Annotated in this window: 19 protein-coding genes, 1 tRNA gene and 1 pseudogene; 5 read left to right on the top strand and 16 right to left on the bottom strand. The window is 72.7% G+C overall.

Annotated features, from left to right (window positions below; all coding sequences use genetic code 11):
- Positions 1–25: 25 nt before the first annotated feature.
- Both rlmB and cysS read right to left on the bottom strand, forming a co-directional pair.
- Entirely contained in the window at positions 26–991 is a 966-nt protein-coding gene (gene rlmB, locus ACWPXV_RS13145; protein WP_454085626.1) for a 23S rRNA (guanosine(2251)-2'-O)-methyltransferase RlmB, read from the bottom strand.
- The gene (gene cysS / locus ACWPXV_RS13140; RefSeq protein WP_454085625.1) at positions 991–2,430 is read right to left on the bottom strand and encodes a cysteine--tRNA ligase; all 1,440 of its coding nucleotides are present in this window, start codon (positions 2,428–2,430) and stop codon (positions 991–993) included. The genes rlmB and cysS overlap by 1 nt, the downstream gene beginning before the upstream one ends.
- A gap of 74 nt (positions 2,431–2,504) precedes the next feature.
- Here cysS and ACWPXV_RS13135 point away from each other — a divergent pair, with 74 nt between their 5' ends.
- The 3 genes and pseudogenes from ACWPXV_RS13135 to ACWPXV_RS13125 form a co-directional block, all read left to right on the top strand.
- Positions 2,505–3,869 (top strand): MFS transporter, encoded by a 1,365-nt coding sequence (locus ACWPXV_RS13135; RefSeq protein ID WP_454085624.1) that lies wholly within the window; start codon positions 2,505–2,507, stop codon positions 3,867–3,869.
- A 20-nt stretch (positions 3,870–3,889) separates the two neighbouring features.
- On the top strand, positions 3,890–4,366 hold the full coding sequence (gene ispF, locus ACWPXV_RS13130; protein ID WP_454085623.1) for a 2-C-methyl-D-erythritol 2,4-cyclodiphosphate synthase: 477 nt from the start codon (positions 3,890–3,892) through the stop codon (positions 4,364–4,366).
- A 132-nt stretch (positions 4,367–4,498) separates the two neighbouring features.
- Positions 4,499–4,957: pseudogene (locus ACWPXV_RS13125) on the top strand (RDD family protein); the annotation flags it as partial.
- Here ACWPXV_RS13125 and ispD read toward each other — a convergent pair.
- Both ispD and ACWPXV_RS13115 read right to left on the bottom strand, forming a co-directional pair.
- Positions 4,944–5,672, bottom strand: a complete 729-nt coding sequence (ispD, locus tag ACWPXV_RS13120; RefSeq protein ID WP_454085622.1) for a 2-C-methyl-D-erythritol 4-phosphate cytidylyltransferase — start codon at positions 5,670–5,672, stop codon at positions 4,944–4,946. The pseudogene ACWPXV_RS13125 and the gene ispD sit on opposite strands and share 14 nt — an antisense overlap.
- A gap of 5 nt (positions 5,673–5,677) precedes the next feature.
- Complete coding sequence (locus ACWPXV_RS13115; RefSeq protein WP_251305239.1) at positions 5,678–6,160, bottom strand: CarD family transcriptional regulator; 483 nt, start codon at positions 6,158–6,160, stop codon at positions 5,678–5,680.
- Between the two features lie 191 nt (positions 6,161–6,351).
- Between ACWPXV_RS13115 and ACWPXV_RS13110 the strand changes: the two genes are divergently transcribed.
- Positions 6,352–6,810 (top strand): hypothetical protein, encoded by a 459-nt coding sequence (locus tag ACWPXV_RS13110; protein WP_454085621.1) that lies wholly within the window; start codon positions 6,352–6,354, stop codon positions 6,808–6,810.
- Positions 6,811–6,816: 6 nt separating this feature from the next.
- Here ACWPXV_RS13110 and ACWPXV_RS13105 read toward each other — a convergent pair whose 3' ends face one another.
- Genes ACWPXV_RS13105 through ACWPXV_RS13095 form a run of 3 tightly spaced genes read right to left on the bottom strand, consistent with a single transcriptional unit; the run spans position 6,817 to position 9,816 of the window.
- A complete protein-coding gene (locus ACWPXV_RS13105; RefSeq protein WP_454085620.1) occupies positions 6,817–7,893 on the bottom strand; it encodes a phosphate ABC transporter substrate-binding protein PstS in 1,077 nt (358 codons plus the stop codon).
- Positions 7,894–7,939: 46 nt separating this feature from the next.
- Positions 7,940–8,638: a response regulator gene (locus ACWPXV_RS13100; RefSeq protein WP_454085619.1), complete on the bottom strand. Its 699-nt coding sequence runs from the start codon at positions 8,636–8,638 to the stop codon at positions 7,940–7,942.
- Entirely contained in the window at positions 8,635–9,816 is a 1,182-nt protein-coding gene (locus ACWPXV_RS13095) for a sensor histidine kinase (protein ID WP_454085618.1), read from the bottom strand. Before ACWPXV_RS13095 ends, ACWPXV_RS13100 begins: the two co-directional genes overlap by 4 nt.
- A gap of 141 nt (positions 9,817–9,957) precedes the next feature.
- Between ACWPXV_RS13095 and phoU the strand changes: the two genes are divergently transcribed.
- Entirely contained in the window at positions 9,958–10,635 is a 678-nt protein-coding gene (phoU, locus tag ACWPXV_RS13090) for a phosphate signaling complex protein PhoU (protein WP_454085617.1), read from the top strand.
- A gap of 57 nt (positions 10,636–10,692) precedes the next feature.
- Here phoU and ACWPXV_RS13085 read toward each other — a convergent pair whose 3' ends face one another.
- From ACWPXV_RS13085 to ACWPXV_RS13045, 9 genes are all read right to left on the bottom strand, one after another.
- Positions 10,693–11,430, bottom strand: a complete 738-nt coding sequence (locus tag ACWPXV_RS13085) for a phosphoglyceromutase (protein ID WP_454085616.1) — start codon at positions 11,428–11,430, stop codon at positions 10,693–10,695.
- A gap of 101 nt (positions 11,431–11,531) precedes the next feature.
- The gene (locus ACWPXV_RS13080; RefSeq protein WP_251839857.1) at positions 11,532–11,876 is read right to left on the bottom strand and encodes a histone-like nucleoid-structuring protein Lsr2; all 345 of its coding nucleotides are present in this window, start codon (positions 11,874–11,876) and stop codon (positions 11,532–11,534) included.
- Between the two features lie 87 nt (positions 11,877–11,963).
- The gene (locus tag ACWPXV_RS13075; RefSeq protein ID WP_251839858.1) at positions 11,964–12,161 is read right to left on the bottom strand and encodes a hypothetical protein; all 198 of its coding nucleotides are present in this window, start codon (positions 12,159–12,161) and stop codon (positions 11,964–11,966) included.
- A 29-nt stretch (positions 12,162–12,190) separates the two neighbouring features.
- Positions 12,191–12,266 (bottom strand) — tRNA-Thr (locus tag ACWPXV_RS13070).
- A 58-nt stretch (positions 12,267–12,324) separates the two neighbouring features.
- Positions 12,325–13,869 (bottom strand): alpha/beta hydrolase, encoded by a 1,545-nt coding sequence (locus ACWPXV_RS13065; protein ID WP_454085615.1) that lies wholly within the window; start codon positions 13,867–13,869, stop codon positions 12,325–12,327.
- A 10-nt stretch (positions 13,870–13,879) separates the two neighbouring features.
- Complete coding sequence (locus ACWPXV_RS13060) at positions 13,880–15,073, bottom strand: DNA polymerase III subunit delta' (RefSeq protein ID WP_454085614.1); 1,194 nt, start codon at positions 15,071–15,073, stop codon at positions 13,880–13,882.
- The gene (gene tmk / locus ACWPXV_RS13055) at positions 15,070–15,621 is read right to left on the bottom strand and encodes a dTMP kinase (RefSeq protein ID WP_454085679.1); all 552 of its coding nucleotides are present in this window, start codon (positions 15,619–15,621) and stop codon (positions 15,070–15,072) included. Before tmk ends, ACWPXV_RS13060 begins: the two co-directional genes overlap by 4 nt.
- Positions 15,622–15,830: 209 nt before the next feature.
- Complete coding sequence (locus ACWPXV_RS13050) at positions 15,831–16,850, bottom strand: Gfo/Idh/MocA family protein (protein WP_454085613.1); 1,020 nt, start codon at positions 16,848–16,850, stop codon at positions 15,831–15,833.
- 9 nt (positions 16,851–16,859) lie between these two features.
- Positions 16,860–17,174, bottom strand: a complete 315-nt coding sequence (locus ACWPXV_RS13045; protein ID WP_454085612.1) for a hypothetical protein — start codon at positions 17,172–17,174, stop codon at positions 16,860–16,862.
- Position 17,175: the final 1 nt, after the last annotated feature.

The raw sequence follows: 17,175 nt of genomic DNA, 5'->3' as shown, positions 1-17,175 counted from the left end.
CTTTGGATCAGGTCAGCGGCGGCGCTCAGCGGGTGGCGCGGATGCGGGCGATCTCGTAGAGGCTGATGCCCGTCGCCACGGCGGCGTTGAGGGACTCCACGCTCGAGGAGATCTCGATGCCGGCGATCGCGTCGCAGGTCTCGCGCACGAGCCGCGACAGGCCCTTGCCCTCGGACCCGACGACGACGACGAGCGGCTCGGTGGCGAGCTCGAGCTCGGCCACCGTCGTGGGCGCCTCGCCGTCGAGCCCGACGACGAAGCAGCCGGCCTTCTTGTAGTCCTGCAGCGCCCGCACGAGGTTCGTCGCCCGGGCCACGGGCACGCGGGCGGCGGCACCGGCCGACACGCGCCAGACCGTGGCGGTGACGCCCGCGGAGCGGCGCTCGGGGACGAGGACACCGTCCACACCGAAGGCCCCGGCGGAGCGGAGCACCGCCCCGAGGTTGTGCGGGTCGGTGACGCCGTCGAGGGCGACGATGAGCGGCGCGCTGCCCGGGAAGCGCCCGAGGAGGTCGGAGGGGCCGGCGTACTCGTAGGGCGGCACCTGGATCGCGATGCCCTGGTGGTTGCCGCCGTCGGTGAGCTTGTCGAGGTCGCTCTTGCTCGCCTCGAGGAGCGGGGTGTTGCGAGCCGTGACGGTGCGCAGCACCTCGCCGAGACGCTCGTCGGAGTCGACGCGGGCCGCGAGGTAGACGTGGTCGATCGGGATGCCGGCCCGCACGGCCTCGAGAACCGCGTTCCGGCCGGCCACGAGCTCGCGCCCGGTGCTCGACTTGGTCGCCGCCGGCTTGCGCGCGGGGGCGCCACGACCCTCCCGCTTCTCGGCAGCCGCCTTGCGCGCTGCCGCCGGGTGGTAGGGCCGCTCGGCGGCCTTGGGCGTGGGCCCGCGCCCCTCGAGCGCCCGGCGGCCCTTGCCGCCACTGCCGACCGTCGCCCCCTTCTTCGATCCAGCCTTGCGTACTGCGCCGCGGCGCTTGGAGTTCCCGGCCATCAACGGCCTCCTCTCGTCCCCAGCTGCCATCTGGCACCGTCGGGTGAATCCTCAATGATGATGCCCGCCGCCTGCAGCTGGTCGCGCAGCGCGTCGGCGCGGGCCCAGTCCTTGGCCTTGCGAGCGTCCGCGCGCTCGGCGAGCACGACGGGCATGAGCACGTCCAGCGCCTCACGGGCCGAGTCGTCGGAACCGGCCGCGGTGGCCCACGGCGCGGCGAGCGGGTCGAGCCCGAGCACGTCGAGCATGGACCGCACCTGGAGCTGGGCCTGCCACACGACGCTGTCCTCGCCCGCGGCGAGGGCGTTGTTGCCCGTCCGCACCTGCTCGTGGACGGCGGCGAGCGCGGCGGACACGTTGAGGTCGTCGTCCATCGCGGCGACGAAGGCGGGCGGCAGCGCGGAGATCGGCCGGCCCGTCACCTCCTCGGCGGGCACCTGCCCCACGCGCTCGACGGCGCGGGTGATGAAGCCGCTGAGGCGCTCCCAGGTGCTCGTCGCCTCGGCGAGGGAGTCGTCGGAGAACTCCACCGTCGAGCGGTAGTGGACGGTCCCGAGCGCAAAGCGCAGCACGACCGCCGGCACCCGCTCGAGCACGGCGGACACGACGAGCGAGTTGCCCAGCGACTTGCTCATCTTCTCCCCGCCGACGGTCACCCAGGCGTTGTGCATCCAGTGCTGGGCGAAGTCATAGCCGGCGGCGCGGGACTGGGCCACCTCGTTCTCGTGGTGCGGGAAGCGCAGGTCGATGCCGCCGCCGTGGATGTCGAAGCTCTCCCCGAGGTAGCGGTGGGCCATGGCCGAGCACTCGAGGTGCCAGCCGGGCCGCCCGCGCCCGTAGGGGGTGTCCCAGGCGGCCGAGGCGGGCTCGCCGTCCTTGGGGTTCTTCCACAGGGCGAAGTCGCGGGCGTCGCGCTTGTCGCCCGCCTCCTCCTCGTCGAGGGTCGACATGTTCTCGAGCAGCTGGCGGGTGAGCCCGCCGTACTCGGGGAAGGAGCGGACGTCGAAGTAGACGTTGGCGCCCTCGCCCCGGTAGGCGTGCCCGCGCTCGACGAGCCGGTCGATGAGGGCGACCATCTCGGTCACGTGACCCGTCGCGCGCGGCTCGTAGGTGGGCCGCCCCACCCCGACGGCGTCGTAGGCGGCGGTGAACTCCTGCTCGAATCGGTAGGCCCACGCCCACCAGGGGACGCCGGCCTCGGCGGACTTGGTGAGGATCTTGTCGTCGACGTCGGTGACGTTGCGGACGAGGGTGACCTCCAGGCCCCGACGGCGCAGCCACCGGGCGAGCACGTCGAAGGCGATCGCCGACCGCAGGTGACCCACGTGCGGCGCCCCCTGGACGGTGGCGCCACAGAGGTAGATGCTCACCCGTCCGGGGACGAGGGGCACCAGCTCGCGGTCCGACCGCGTGGCGGAGTCATGAAGTCGCAGGCTCACGTGCCCCAGGCTACCGGCGCGGGGCCCGGACGCCGCGGTGCCGGACGTCACCGTGGGGCGATAACGTCAGCCAGGTGACCACACTGCCCGTGACACCACGCCCCACGCGGCGCCGCCGGGGCTTCGGTTGGCCCGTCTACGCCTGGAGCCTGTGGGACTGGGGGTCGGCGGCCTTCAACGCCGTCATCACCACCTTCGTCTTCACCGTGTACATCGTCAACGCGGAGCTCTTCGGCCCGGGCGCCTCCCAGAAGCTGGGCTGGGCGCTGGCCGGCGCGGGCGCGCTCATCGCCGTCTGCGCACCCGTCGCAGGACTGCGCTCGGACCGTTCCGGACGGCGGACCTTCTGGCTGGCCGCCAACACGATGGCCGTCGTCGTCATCTCCGCGTCGCTCTTCCTCGTCACGCCGGACCCGAGCAGGCTGTGGCTCGGGCTGGCCCTGCTCGCGGTCGGCAACGTCTTCTTCGAGCTCGCCTCGGTGAACTACTACGCGATGCTCAACGACATCTCCACGCCGCGGACGATCGGCCGGATCTCCGGCCTGGGCTGGGGCCTGGGGTACATCGGCGGGATCGTCCTACTCCTCGTCGTCTACTTCGGCCTCATCAGCCCGGACGTCGGCCTCTTCGGGATCACCTCGGAGAACGGCATGGACGTGCGCGTGGCGATGCTCTTCTGCGCCGGCTGGACGCTCCTGTTCTCCCTGCCGGTGCTCCTCACCATCCGCGACGACCGCTCCGCCCGCGAGCGCCTGCCCCGGCTCGGCGTCGTCGGCTCCTACCGCCTGCTCTTCCGCTCCGTGCGCAACGTGTGGCGCCAGGACCACCACACCGTCTTCTTCCTCGCCGCCAGCGCCGTCTTCCGGGACGGCCTGGCCGGGGTCTTCACCTTCGGCGGCATCGTCGCGTCGACGGTCTTCGGTTTCGAGCCCGGTGAGGTCATCATCTTCGGGGTCGCCGCGAACCTCGTCGCGGGGGTCGCGACGATCGCCTTCGGGGCACTGGACGACATCCTGGGTCCCAAGCGCGTCATCGTCGGCTCGCTCGTCGCGATGATCCTCGCGGGGATCGGCGTCTTCGCCCTCCACGACCGCGGCGCCGTCGCCTTCTGGTGCCTCGGGCTCACCCTGTGCGTCTTCGTCGGCCCGGCCCAGTCCGCCTCCCGCACCTTCCTCGCCCGCCTCATCCCCAAGGGCAAGGAGGGCGAGATGTTCGGCCTGTACGCCACCACCGGGCGGGCGGTGAGCTTCCTCGCGCCGATGTGCTTCGCGCTCGCGATCAGCATCGGTGCCGCCCTCACCGGCCAGAGCATCGCCGACTCCGAGTACTGGGGCATCCTCGGCGTCGTCGCGGTGCTCACCGTCGGCCTGCTCCTCCTCCTGCCGGTCCGCGTCAAGGTGCGCAGCGAGAGCGCGCTGCACGAGCCGCCCCCGGCCTGAGCCTCGCTACCCTGACGACCATGCTGCCGCGCACCGGGATCGGGACCGACGTCCACGCCTTCGCCCCGGAGGGCAGTGACCGTCCGCTCCACGTCGCCTGCCTCGAGTGGCCGGGCGAGGTGGGCCTGGAGGGACACTCCGACGGCGACGTCGCCGCGCACGCGGCGTGTGACGCGCTCCTGTCCGCGGCTGGCCTGGGTGACCTCGGCTCCCGCTTCGGCACCTCCGACCCGCGCTGGGCCGGGGCGTCCGGCGCCGAGCTCCTCTCCGCCACCGCGGCTCTCGTCCGCGAGGCGGGCTTCGAGATCGGCAACGTCGCCGTCCAGGTCGTGGGGAACCGCCCGCGGATCGGCCGCCGCCGCGAGGAGGCCGCCGAGGCGATGTCCCGGGCCCTCGGGGCGTCCGTGAGCCTGTCGGCGACGACGACGGACGGGCTCGGCTTCACCGGCCGCGGCGAGGGGCTGCTCGCCGTCGCGACCGCCCTCGTCGCCCGCTGAGGAACGCCTGGCCAGCAGTCCCCGTACGGCCAGCAGCCCCCCGCCGGGCAGGCACCGTACGGCCAGCAGCAGCCCTACTACGCCCCGCCCGCTCCCGGCTTCTCCCGGGCCGGCCAGCCCGCGGAGCTCGGCTCCCGCTTCCTCGCGCGGCTCGTCGACTTCATCCTCATCGGCATCGTCAACGGGATCATCGGCTGGATCCTGGGCGCGTCGGCCTACACCAGCATCCTCACCACCGGCCGGGTCGACTACGGCACGCTGGCGCTCGTCACCGTCGTCACCACGGCGATCACCGTCGCCTACTTCGTGCTCCTCGAGTCCAGCCGCGGGCAGACGCTCGGCAAGATGCTGCTCAGGATCAGGACCGTCGGCGCCGGTGGGGGCAACCCCACGACGGCGGAGGCCCTGAAGCGCAACGCGTGGACGGCCATCGGCATCCTCGGCGTCGTCCCGATGCTGGGCTGGATCGGGAACCTGCTGTCCCTGGCCGCCGTCATCGCGATCATGGTGACGATCAGTGGCAACACCGCCACCCGTCAGGGCTGGCACGACAACTTCGCCGGCGGCACCCGGGTCGTCAGGACCGACTGAGCAGCCGCTCCGCCAGCTCGAGGTCGGCGGGCGTCGTGATCTTCAGCGCCGCCGCCTCGCCCGGCACGAGGAGGACCTCCTCGCCGAGCGCCTCCACGAGACCCGCGTCGTCCGAGACGGCGCGGGTCTCGTCGTCGGCGCGCTCGGCACCGAGGCGGTGCGCCCGCTCGAGGAGCTCGCGGGAGAAGCCCTGCGGCGTCTGCACGGCCCGCAGGGTGGACCGCTCGGGCGTCTCGACGACGCGCGCGCCGCCGCCCGGCAGATCCACCACGCGCTTGACGGTGTCGGTCACCGGGACGCCGGGCACGACGGCGCCGTGCCCCACCTCCAGCGCCGCGACGATGCGGCGCACGAGCTCGGGACCGGCGAGGCAGCGGGCGGCGTCGTGGACGAGGACGGCCTCGCAGGCGGGGGCGACGTCGTCGAGCGCGGCGAGGCCGGCGGCGACGGAGGCCTGCCGGGTGGCGCCACCGACGACCACGCGGACGGGGACCTCGCTGCCCGGGACGCGACCACCCGGGAACAGCGAGGCGACCTCATCGAGGTGCCCGTCAGGCGCGGTGACGACGACGGCGTCGACCACACCGGAGGCCGCCAGCCCACGCGCGGCGTGGACGAGGAGCGGGGTCCCGGCGAGCGGGACGAGCGCCTTGGGCAGGGTGTGCCCCAGGCGGGTGCCGGAGCCGGCAGCCGTGAGGACCGCGGCGCAGTGCACGTGGGTCAGGAGGCGAGGACGTCGTCGAGCATGGCCTCGGCCTTGTCCTCCTCGGTGCGCTCGGCGAGAGCGAGCTCGGAGACGAGGATCTGGCGGGCCTTGGCGAGCATGCGCTTCTCCCCGGCCGACAGGCCGCGGTCCTGGTCGCGGCGGGACAGGTCACGCACGACCTCGGCGACCTTGATGACGTCACCGGAGGCGATCTTCTCGACGTTCGCCTTGTAGCGCCGCGACCAGTTCGTCGGCTCCTCGGTGTAGGGCGCGCGCAGCACCTCGAAGACCTTCTCCAGGCCCTCCTTGCCCACGACGTCACGCACCCCGACGAGGTCGACGTTGTCCGCGGGCACCTCGATGGTGAGGTCGCCCTGGGCCACGCGGAGCTTGAGGTAGAGCTTCTCCTCGCCCCTGATGACCTTCTTCGAGATCGCCTCGATGAGGGCGGCTCCGTGGTGGGGATAAACGACGGTCTCACCGACGGTGAAGGTCATAGTGGTCATGCTCCTTGGTCGCGAGGAGTACCCATTCTAGCACGCGGAAACGGCGCCATTCCGCGGGTTTGCGCGGCCTCTGCACCGGTGCCGGCCAGTCCGCACACGTGGCCCGGATCGCGCGGGGCGACCGCGCGGACCGGGCCCGCGGCCCGGTAGCCTGGGGGGACACGTCGACGAAGGAGACCGTCTTGGCCCGCATCCACCACCTGCTTCGTGGCGCCGCAGTAGTCGGCGCCTCCGCGCTTGTCGCCGGCTGCAGCGTGATGACCCCGATCCAGACCGCCGAGCCGTACAACCCGGGCGACGGCGTCAGGGTCGAGATCACCGAGGAGATCCGGGCCGAGAACCTCATGGTCCTGTCCGAGGAGGAGGGCGGCGAGGGCCAGGTCTTCGGCTCCCTCGTCAACGACAGCCAGGAGGACGTCGTCATGTCGGTGACGATCGGCGACGGCGGGATCCAGGTCCCCGTCCCGGCCACCGGCCAGGTCCTGCTCGGCGTCGACGAGGTCGTCGTCGTGCCGGCCGTGCCCGTCGCGCCGGGCGCCAACGCCGAGGGGCTCGTCGAGGCGACCGGCCTCGGGACCGTCTCGGCGAACGTGCCCGTCCTCGACTCGACGCTCCCGCAGTACGCCGACTACGTGCCGTGACCGGCGTCAGCCGGCGGCCGGACCCTCGATCCGGTCGACGGCGGCCATGACGCGCTCGCGCAGGTCGGCGGAGATCGGCGCAGCGCCCGCGACCTCCGGTGACGCGGCGCGGGCCTGGCCGTCCTCGCTGGCGATGTAGCTGAGCAGCGCACGCACCGAGTCGGCCTTCTCCGCGCTGTCGTAGCGCGTGCAGGCGATCGTGTACGAGATGAGGACCACCGGGTAGGCGCCCGGAGCGTCGGTGTCGCGGTCCAGCTCGATGACGAGCCGGGTGTCGCTCGCGCCCGGAGCGGGCGGCGAGGCGTCGACGACGGCGGCCGCGGCCTCCGGGGAGAAGGGCACGAACTCCTCGCCCACCCCCACCGCAACCGTGCCGAGCTGCTCGGTCACCTGGGAGGCGTCGACGTAGCCGATCGTCCCCTCGGCGGCCTCGAGCGTCGAGACCATGCCGACGTTCTGCTGGCCCGAGTGCGTGCCCGAGCGCGGCCAGGTGCCGCTCGGCTCGTGCGGCCACGCGCCGCCGCCGGCCTCGGCGAGGTACTCGGTGAAGTTCTCCGTGGTGCCGGAGTCGTCGGAGCGGTTGACCGGCACGACCTGGAGGTCGGGCAGCTCGACGCCCGGGTTCGTCGCGATGATGGCGGGGTCGTCCCACCGCTGGATGCGGCCGTCGAACATCCCGGCGATCGTCTCCGGCGCGAGCTGGAGGTGCTCCACGTCCAGCCCGGGCAGGTGGTAGGCGACGGCGATCGGGGAGATGTAGAGCGGCAGCTCGAGGACCTCCCCGCCCTCGCAGCGCTCCTCGGCCTCGCGGACCTCCTCGTCGTCGAGGTGGGCGTCGGAGCCGGCGAAGTCGACGGCGCCGGTGATGAACATCTCGCGGCCCGCTCCGGAGCCGGTGGGGTCGTAGGAGGCGAGGATCTCGGGCTGCAGGTCGTGCAGCCCGGCCAGCCACGCCTGCATCGCGATCTCCTGGGAGGAGGCGCCGGCGCCGGCGATCGACGTGCCGTCGCTACCGCACCCGGCGGCGGTGAGCGCGACGACTGCCGTCGCGGCCGCGATCCGTCGTCCCGTGCCCTTGGTCATCCCGTCCCCTGTCGTGTCGCTGAGGCCTCCAGCAGCTCACGACAGGTTACGGGGTCCGCTCGGGTGCGACGAGCTTGTACCCGAGGCCGCGCACGGTGAGGAGCATCTCGGGCACGGACGGGTCGGGCTCGATCTTGGCGCGGATGCGCTTGACGTGGACGTCCAGGGTCTTGGTGTCCCCGACGTAGTCGGCTCCCCACACCCGGTCGATGAGCTGGCCGCGGGTAAGGACGTGGTCCGCGTTGCGCAGGAGGACCTCGAGGAGCTCGAACTCCCGCAGCGGCATCCGCACCGGCTCGCCGTCGACGAGGAGCTCGTGGCGACCGACGTCCATCCGCACGCGGCCGACCTCGAGCACGCCCGCCGTCTCCTCCCCGGCCGGCTCGGTCCCGCGGCGCAGGACCGCCCGGACGCGGGCGAGGAGCTCGCGGTAGGAGTACGGCTTGGTGACGTAGTCGTCGGCGCCCAGCTCGAGGCCGAGCACCTTGTCGAACTCGTCGTCCTTGGCGGTGAGCATGATGACGGGTGTGTTGCCCTGCCGGCGCAGCTCGCGGCACACCTCGGTCCCGGACATGCCGGGCAGCATGAGGTCGAGGAGGACGAGGTCGGGCGCCGCGCGCTCGTAGGCGGGCAGCGCGTCCAGGCCGTTGTCGACGGCGACGACCTCGTAGCCGTCCCGCTCCAGCTGGTAGGTGAGCGGCTCGCGGTAAGACTCCTCGTCCTCGACGAGCAGGATCGTCGTCATGACTGTCTCGGTACTCCTGGGGTCGGGGCGGTGGCGGCGGGGGACGCCGCCGTCGGTGGGTCGGCGAGCGGGAGGACGAGCGTGAAGGTCGACCCGGCGCCGGGCTTGGACCACACCTCCGCCTCACCGCCGTGGTCGGCGGCGACGTGCTTGACGATGCTCAGGCCCAGACCCGTCCCGCCGGTGCGGCGGGCACGGGCCGGGTCGCCGCGGTAGAAGCGCTCGAAGATCCGCTCCTGCTGGGCGGGAGGGATGCCCTCGCCCTGGTCGACGACGGCGATGCGCACCTTGTCCCCGTCCCGTGCGACGCCCACGGACACCCGCCCGAGGGGGTCGGAGTGGCGCAGCGCGTTGTCGAGGAGGTTGCGCACGGCGGTGGTGAGGAGGTCGGCGTCGCCGAACACGTGCAGGCCGGGCTGGCCACCGACCGCGAGGGTGATACGCCGCGACTCGGCCTCGACGCGCACGCGGTCGGCCGCCTCGGCGACGACGGTGTCGATGTCGACGAGCTCGGAGCCCACGAGCGCGTCCGGCTCCTGGAGCCGGGACAGGTCGATGATCTCCTGGACGAGCGCGGTCAGGCGCCGCGACTCCCGCCGCATCTGGGCGGTGAAGCGCCGCACGGCCACGGGGTCGTCGGCCGCCTCCTCGAGGGTCTCGCTGAGGAGGGCGAGGGCTCCGACGGGGGTCTTGAGCTCGTGGGAGACGTTGGCGACGAAGTCGCGCCGCACCTGGTCCAGGCGGCGCGCGGCGGTGTGGTCGTCCCCGACAACGAGGATCCGGCCGCCCGTGAGCGGCACGACCCTCAGCTGGAAGATCATCTCGCCCGCGCCGGCGAGCGGGCCGCGCGGCAGGCTGAGCTCCCGGTCGTGCGGCTGGCCCGCGGCGCGGACGCGCTCGACGAGCTCGGACACGGCCGGCAGGACGACACGACCGGAGCGCACGAGGCCGTAGCTGTAGGCGGACGGGCTGGCCTGGAGGACGTCCCCGTTCGCGTCGAGGACGAGAACGGTGGACCGCAGCGCCCGCAGCAGCTCCCGGGCGTCCTTGCTCACGCCCTCCGAGCTCGGTGTCACGACGGTCGCGCGACGCGCCCGCACCGGGAAGAAGCCGCGCACGAGGACGCCGACGCCCACCCCGACGAGCGCGACGACGACGAACGGCCAGATCCCCTCCACGTGTCCGAGGGTAAGCCTCCCCGGGGACGCCACGAGCGTGCGTCCGAGCGGGTCCCCCACCGTTCACCGGGGCGCCACCTGTCGTTCACCGACCCCTGGAACGCTACGGTGGGATCACGACGAGACCGAGGAGAGCGAAACGTGCGCGAGATCTTCATGCAGGAGCTGGCCCAGGTCGGTGAGGACCTCCAGCGGATGAGCCGGCTGGTCATCGACGCGATCGAGAAGGCCTCCACCGCGCTGCAGACCGCCGACCTCCAGCTGGCCGAGCAGGTCATCCGCGCCGACGAGCAGATCGACGAGATCGAGCGGAGCCTGGACGAGCAGTGCATCTCGCTGCTCGCCCGCCAGGCGCCGGTCGCCACCGACCTGCGCGTCGTCATCGCGGCGCTGCGGATGTCGGCGACCATCGAGCGCATGGGCGACCTCGCCCGTCACATCGCCTACGTGGCGCGTGGGCGCTACCCCGAGGTGGCCCCCAGCCCCGCGATGCAGGAGATCTTCGCGCAGATGGGTGAGGCAGCGACGAAGGTCGCTCACCAGGTGAGCAACCTCCTCGCCACCCGCGACCTCGAGCTGGCCGCCGGCGTCGAGCGCGACGACGACGCCCTGGACGCGCTGCACAAGCAGACCTTCACGATCCTCCTCGACCCCGAGGTGGAGATGACCAAGCAGCAGATGGTCGACGGCGTGCTCCTGGGCCGCTACTTCGAGCGCTTCGGGGACCACGGCGTCTCCGTCGCCCGCCGCACGAGCTACCTCGTCACGGGCGACCTCACGAACTCCGTCGCCCGCGACGAGGCCGCCGGCGAGCACTGACGGACGTACGACGAAGGGGGGCCGGCTGAGCCGGCCCCCCTTCGTCGTGCGTCAGTGCTACTTGCCCTGGTTGGCGACCGCCGCGATGGCCGCCTCGGCGGCCGACGGGTCGAGGTAACGACCGCCGGGCGTGAGCGGCTTGAGGTTCTCGTCCAGCTCGTAGAGGAGCGGGATGCCGGTGGGCACGTTGAGGCCGGAGATCGTGTCGTCGTCGATGCCGTCCAGGTGCTTGATGATGGCGCGCAGCGAGTTGCCGTGCGCGGCGACGAGAACGGTCTTTCCTGCCCTGAGGTCCGGAACGACGTCGGACTCCCAGTACGGCAGCGCGCGCTCGAGGACGTCCTTGAGGCACTCGCTCGCCGGAATGGGCTCACCGGCATAACGCGGGTCGGTGTCCTGGGAGAACTCCGAACCGGCCTCGATGGCCGGCGGCGGGACGTCGTAGGAACGGCGCCAGAGCATGAACTGCTCCTCGCCATACTCCTCGCGAATCTCCTTCTTGTTCTTTCCCTGGAGAGCGCCGTAGTGGCGCTCGTTGAGGCGCCAGTGGCGCTTCACGGGAATCCAGTGACGGTTAGCGCGGTCGAGCGCGAGGTTCGCCGTCATGATGGCCCGGCGGAGAAGGGAGGTGTGGACGACGTCCGGCTCGATACCGGCGTCGACGAGCAGGTCACCGCCGCGCAGCGCCTCCTCGGTGCCCTTCTCCGAGAGCGGGACGTCCACCCAGCCGGTGAACAGGTTCTTGGCGTTCCAGTCGCTCTCGCCGTGGCGGAGCAGCACAAGCGTGTAGGTCATGCCCCCATCATCTCCTATGAGCACGGCACCGTCGCGGTGCCTTTCGTCCCGTGGACGTGCGCGAGGGCCACGGACCGGTCGGTCCGTGGCCCTCGGTCGCGTCAGTTCGCCTTGGCGTAGGCCTCGGTGACCTCGGCCGGGATACGGCCGCGGTCGGAGACCGTGTAGCCGTTGGCGCGGGCCCACTCGCGGACCTTCGCGGCGTCGCTGTTGCCGCCACCACTGGAGCGGCGACCGGAGCGGGCGCCGCCGCCACCGCCGGTGCGGCGTCCACCGGCCCGGCGGGCGTGGCCCACCCAGGGAGCGAGCGCGTCGCGGAGCTTGGCGGCATTGTCGGTCGTGAGGTCGATCTCGTAGTTCACACCGTCAAGGCTGAAGAGGACCGTCTCGTCAGCGGGAGTCCCGTCGACGTCGTCGATTAGTGTGACCATGACCTTCTGCACCATCTGATTCTCTTCCTGTACTTTCCAGTCCCTGAGGACCGCAGCGATGTTCGCTCCCGCTACCCCCTGCCGAATAGCGTTGCGCACACACTAATTCGCAGAATCGGAATTGTCACGCCGCGTCGTATTGTCCTCATGAGCGACAAGCGATGCCGAGTTGTCCATCTCGTTCTCGAACTCGCGAATTGCCGCTCGTTCACGACGGTCGGCGAAGAGAATGGCGCGCAGCACGACGACGAAGATGATCGCCAGGCCGATGGAAGGAAGGAGCGCCACGACATAGTCCATAGGGCCCATGGTACGTCCGCTGGAGGGGGTGGAGCCGCCTGTGGGAATCGAACCCACGACCTTCTCATTACGAGTGAGACGCTCTGCCGACTGAGCTAAGGCGGCGCGGCCCGCGCGGGGCAGCGCGGACCACTGTACCGGGGCGAGCCCCGTGGACCAAAAGTCAGCAGACGAGGCCGTCCTCCGGGACGGTGCCCTCGAGGAGGAAGCGGTCGACGGCGTCGGTCACGCAGTCCCCGGCGCGCCCGTAGGCGGTGTGCCCCTCACCCTCGTAGGTGACGAGGACGCCGGACTCCAGCTGCTCGGCCAGCTGCTCGGACCACGCGTACGGCGTGGCCGGGTCGCCGGTCGTGCCGATGACGACGATGGGATCGGCGCCGGCCGCGCTCACCGGCGCACGCTCGACGCGCGGCTCGTGGGGCCACGCGGCACAGGTGACGTCACCGTAGGAGAGCGCCGGCCCGAAGGTGGGGGAGATCTCCTCCAGCGCCGCGGCCTGCTCACGCCACTCCTCGATGCCACCCTCGACGGGGTAGTCGATGCAGTTGATGGCGATGTTCGCCTCGTTGGAGTTCGACAGGTAGGTGCCGTCCTCCTCGCGCTCGGCGGCGAGGTCGGCGAGGAAGAGCAGCTGCGAGCCGTCCTGCTGGTTCATCGCCGCGTCCAGCGCGGAGGTGAGGAGCATCCAGTACGCGTCGTCGTACAGCGGCATGATGATGCCGGAGAACATGAGCGGGGCGGTGAGCTCGCGGTCGGTGCCCGTCTCCAGCGGCGTGTGGGAGGCGAGCTCGAGGAGGTCCTGGACCTGCCCGACGGCGGTGTCGACGTCCCCGCTGAGCGGGCAGCCCTCACCGGCGAGGCAGTCCTCGGCGTACGCGCGGATGGCCCGTTCGAAGCCCTCGGCCTGGCCGCGGACGATCTCGTCGCTGCCCAGCGAGGGGTCCATCGCGCCGTCGAGCACCATCCGCCCGACGTTGTCGGGGAAGAGCTCGGCGTACACGGCGCCCAGGTGGGTCCCGTAGGAGTAGCCGAGGTAGTCGAGGCGGGGCTCCTCGAGCACGTGGCGCAGGACGTCGAGGTCGCGGGCCGCGCTCACGGTGTCGACGTGGGCGAGCAGCTCGCCGCTGTTCTCCTCGCAGGCCGCGGCGAGCTCGTCGGCGGCCTCGGTGAACGCGGCCACGCCCTCCTCGGTGCTCGTGTCGAAGTCCTCCGAGCGCATCTCGTCCAGCTCGGCGTCGCTCACGCACTCCACCGGGGTGGAGGCGCCCACGCCGCGCGGGTCGAAGCCGACGACGTCGTAGCCGTCGAGGAGGTCGGCGGAGAACATGAGCGGGACGGACTCGACGAGCTGGACCCCGGAGCCGCCGGGTCCGCCGGGGTTGATGAGCAGCGAGCCGACCGGCTCGTCGCCGGCGGCGCGACGCTTGACGGCGAGGGTGATCGACTCGCTGTCGGGCTCCTGCCAGTCGAGGGGCACGGTGACGTCGGTGCAGTCGAAGCCGTTGCCGCACTCCTCCCAGGTGAGGGACTGCCCGTAGACGTCCGCGAGCTCGGCGGGCACCTCGGGCATCGGCTCCTCGGCCCTGGGGGTGCCGGACTCCTCGGTGGCGGAGCCGGTGGGGGCGTCGTCGGGGTCCTCGTTCGCGCTGCAGGCGACGAGGGCGGTCACGGTGACGAGGGCGAGGCTCGCGCGCAAGATCCGGCTCACCGGCGCCACTCTACAAGCGGGCGGAGGACGCCTGCGGGCGCAGCCCGACCATCATCGCCTCGACAGCCAGGAGGGGTGCGACGTTGGCGGCGAGGCGGGTCCGGGCGGTCCCGACGGCGTCCATCCGCTGCACGGTCTGCTCGGCGGACGAGTCGGCGGCCAGGGCCCGCACCTCCGCCTCGAGGTCGGTGTTGACGAGCGGCACGTCGGCGCCCAGCTGGACGACGAGGACGTCGCGGTAGAGGGAGAGGAGGTCGACCATCGCGCGGTCCAGGACGTCGCGCTGCGCGCGGGTGGCGCGGCTCTTCTGGTTGTCCTCCAGGCGCTTGACCTGGGACCGCACGGCGGGCGGCAGCCGGGTCTCGCCCTCGGCGCCCAGCGTGCGCAGCAGCTCGGCACGCTCGGCGGCGTCGCGCTCCTCCGTGGCGGACTTGCCCTCGGCCTGGGCGAGCTCGACGAGGTCCGCGGCGGCGAGGACGGCGTCCCCGACCCCCCGGATGCGGCTCGGCACGGTGAGGATGGCACGCCGCCGCTCCCGCGCCTGCGGGTCGGTGGCCAGCCGCCGCGCGACCCCGACGTGGCTCTGGGCGGCGCGCGCGGCCATGAGGGCGATCCGGGGCTCGATGCCGTCGCGGCGCACGAGCAGCTCGGCGACGTCCTCCGCGGCCGGGACCCGCAGCGAGACGGTCCGGCAGCGGGAGCGGATGGTGGCGATGAGGTCCTGCGGGCTCGGGGCGCACAGCAGCCACACGGTGCGCGGGGGCGGCTCCTCGATCGCCTTGAGGAGGACGTTGGAGGTGCGCTCGACCATGCGGTCGGCGTCCTCCATGAGCATGACGCGCCAGCGACCCTGGGAGGGCGCCTGCTGGGCGTCGGAGACGATCGGGCGCATGTCCTCGATCTTGAAGCTCACCCGCTCGGTGGCGATGACCTGGACGTCGGCGTGGGTGCCGGCGAGGGCCGTCGTGCAGCCGTGGCAGTGGCCGCAGCCCACCTCGTGGGGGTCGGTGCAGGCGAGCGCGGCCGCGAAGGCGCGCGCGGCGACGGACCGTCCGGAGCCGGGCGGGCCGGTGACGAGCCAGGCGTGGGTCATGCCCGTGCCGCGCGAGTCACCGCCGTCCGCGATGCCGCGGGCGGCCTCGGCGGCCGAGCGCAGCGTCGCGACCGCCTCGCGCTGGCCGACGACGTCGTCCCACACGCTCATCGGACGAGCCCCAGCAGCGGGCTCAGCGCCGCGACGACGGCCCGGTGAACGTCCTGCGGGGGCAGGGACGCGTCGACGACGGCGTACCGGTCCGGCTCCGCGTCCGCGAGCGCGAGGAACCCGGCGCGCACCTCCTCGTGGAAGGCGTGCGGCTCGCGCTCGAGGCGGTCGGGCTCACCCGAGCGGCGGGCGGCGGCCGTGGCGGCGTCGAGGTCGAGGACGACGGTGAGGTCGGGCAGCAGGCCGCCGGTGGCCCACAGCGACAGCTCACGGATCTCCTCGCGGCCCAGCCCGCGGCCGGCGCCCTGGTAGGCGACCGAGGAGTCGATGTACCGGTCGGTGACGACGACGGCGCCGCGTGCGAGGGCGGGCCGCACGAGCGTGTGGACGTGGTGGGCGCGGTCGGCCGCGTAGAGGAGCGCCTCGGTGCGCGGGTCGAGGTCCTCGCCGTGGAGCACCTCGCGGCGCAGGGTGCGGCCGAGGTCCGTGCCGCCCGGCTCGCGGGTGAGGACGACCTCGCGGCCGTGGCCCTCGAGCCCCTCCTGCAGCAGCCGGGCCTGGGTGCTCTTGCCCGAGCCGTCCCCGCCCTCGAGGGCGATGAACAGGGCGCTGCATGGGTCGTCACCGCCCCAGCCTAACGAGCCCCTCCCACCCCCGGATCTCGCCCCCGAGAGATCCGGCTCTCGCCGCCCCCATCCCGCGAGAGCGGATTCCTCCGCCGAGGAATCCCGCTCTCGGCGGAAGGAGGGTGGTGGGGCTACTCGCCGGGGTAGGTGACGCCGAGCTGGCGGCGGACCTCGTCCATCGTCCCCAGGACGGCGAGGGTGTCGTCCCAGCTCATCGTCGCCGACTGCTGCCGCCCCTCGGCGACGCAGCGAGCCACCTCGGCGGCCTCGTACTGGAAGCCGCCCTCGTGGCGCGGACGGACGGTGACCTCCTCGTCGCCGCGGGTGACGGTGAAGGTCGTCGCGCCGTAGAAGGGGCCCTCGATCTCGATGACGCCGTCGGTCCCGCTGATGGTGGCCCGGCAGGGCGTGCGGGCCCAGAGGGTCGAGGAGCACACGGCCTGTGTCTTGCCGGCGTACTGCAGGAGCACGGTCTCCTGGCCGTCGACACCGGTCTCGGTGAGCGCGCCGGCGGCCACGACGGCCTCGGGCGTGCCGAGGAGGTCGTGGGCGAAGGACAGCGGGTACACGCCGAGGTCGAGGAGCGCACCGCCCGCGAGGGCGGGGTTGAGCAGGCGGCCGGCGGGGTCGCCGTCGAGCCGCTGCCCGTGGTCGGCGTGGAGGGCGACGACCTCACCGATGGCGCCGCTGCGCACGAGCTCGCGGATGGCGACGACGTGCGGCAGGAAGCGCGTCCACATCGCCTCCATGACGAAGACACCGCGCTCCTCGGCGGCCGCGAAGACCTCGCGGGCCTCGGCGGCGCTGCGGGTGAAGGCCTTCTCGACGAGGACGTGCTTGCCCGCGGCGATGGCGAGCAGCGCGTGGTCGCGGTGCTCGCTGTGCGGCGTGGCGACGTAGACGGCGTCGACGTCACCGTCCGCGAGCAGCTCGTCGTAGCCCTCGTGGGACCGGGCGATCCCGTGCTCGGCGGCGAAGGCCGCGGCGCGGGCGCCGTCACGGGACCCGACGGCGACGACGCGGCCGCTGCTGTGCGCGGGCACCTGGCGGGCGAAGGTACGGGCGATACCGCCCGCGCCGAGGATGCCCCAGCGCAGCGGGGGCGCGTCGAGGGGGTCGGGGGCGGAGGTCAGCTCGAGCGTCGAGGTCATGCCAGGAGGTTAGCGGCGCCCGTCGCGGCCGATGTCACCCATCGGGTCGTAGCCGTACCGCGCCCCCGGGCTGTCCGGCCCGACGGTCGACGTGCCACCGGGGAGCCGGCCGGCGCGGCTCGCCCGCTCCCTCGCGCCCCGCAGCAGCATGACGACGGTGACTGCCTGGCCCACCATGACCGCGGCGACCACGGCGATGAACACCCCGAACGGCACGACCTCGAAGACCCACAGGAGCACGGTGGTGGCGAGGACGAGCCCGCCGACCGTCGCCATGACGAGGAGGTGTCGCGGGTTGATCGTCGGCTGCGCGGGCGGCGCCATG

The sequence above is a fragment of the Georgenia sp. Marseille-Q6866 genome (assembly GCF_965111665.1).
This window is presented reverse-complemented; position numbering and strand designations above follow the sequence as displayed.

What these genes read in the sequence shown, in the direction of transcription:
- ACWPXV_RS13075 (WP_251839858.1), bottom strand. Translation starts at nt 12,161, where the DNA reads ATGGACTATGTCGTGGCGCTCCTTCCTTCCATCGGCCTGGCGATCATC.
- ACWPXV_RS13085 (WP_454085616.1), bottom strand. Translation starts at nt 11,430, where the DNA reads ATGACCTACACGCTTGTGCTGCTCCGCCACGGCGAGAGCGACTGGAAC.
- ACWPXV_RS13105 (WP_454085620.1), bottom strand. Translation starts at nt 7,893, where the DNA reads ATGACCAAGGGCACGGGACGACGGATCGCGGCCGCGACGGCAGTCGTC.
- ACWPXV_RS13100 (WP_454085619.1), bottom strand. Translation starts at nt 8,638, where the DNA reads ATGACGACGATCCTGCTCGTCGAGGACGAGGAGTCTTACCGCGAGCCG.
- ACWPXV_RS13050 (WP_454085613.1), bottom strand. Translation starts at nt 16,850, where the DNA reads ATGACCTCGACGCTCGAGCTGACCTCCGCCCCCGACCCCCTCGACGCG.
- ACWPXV_RS13115 (WP_251305239.1), bottom strand. Translation starts at nt 6,160, where the DNA reads ATGACCTTCACCGTCGGTGAGACCGTCGTTTATCCCCACCACGGAGCC.
- rlmB (WP_454085626.1), bottom strand. Translation starts at nt 991, where the DNA reads ATGGCCGGGAACTCCAAGCGCCGCGGCGCAGTACGCAAGGCTGGATCG.
- ispF (WP_454085623.1), top strand. Translation starts at nt 3,890, where the DNA reads ATGCTGCCGCGCACCGGGATCGGGACCGACGTCCACGCCTTCGCCCCG.
- ACWPXV_RS13045 (WP_454085612.1), bottom strand. Translation starts at nt 17,174, where the DNA reads ATGGCGCCGCCCGCGCAGCCGACGATCAACCCGCGACACCTCCTCGTC.
- ACWPXV_RS13080 (WP_251839857.1), bottom strand. Translation starts at nt 11,876, where the DNA reads ATGGTGCAGAAGGTCATGGTCACACTAATCGACGACGTCGACGGGACT.
- ACWPXV_RS13060 (WP_454085614.1), bottom strand. Translation starts at nt 15,073, where the DNA reads ATGAGCGTGTGGGACGACGTCGTCGGCCAGCGCGAGGCGGTCGCGACG.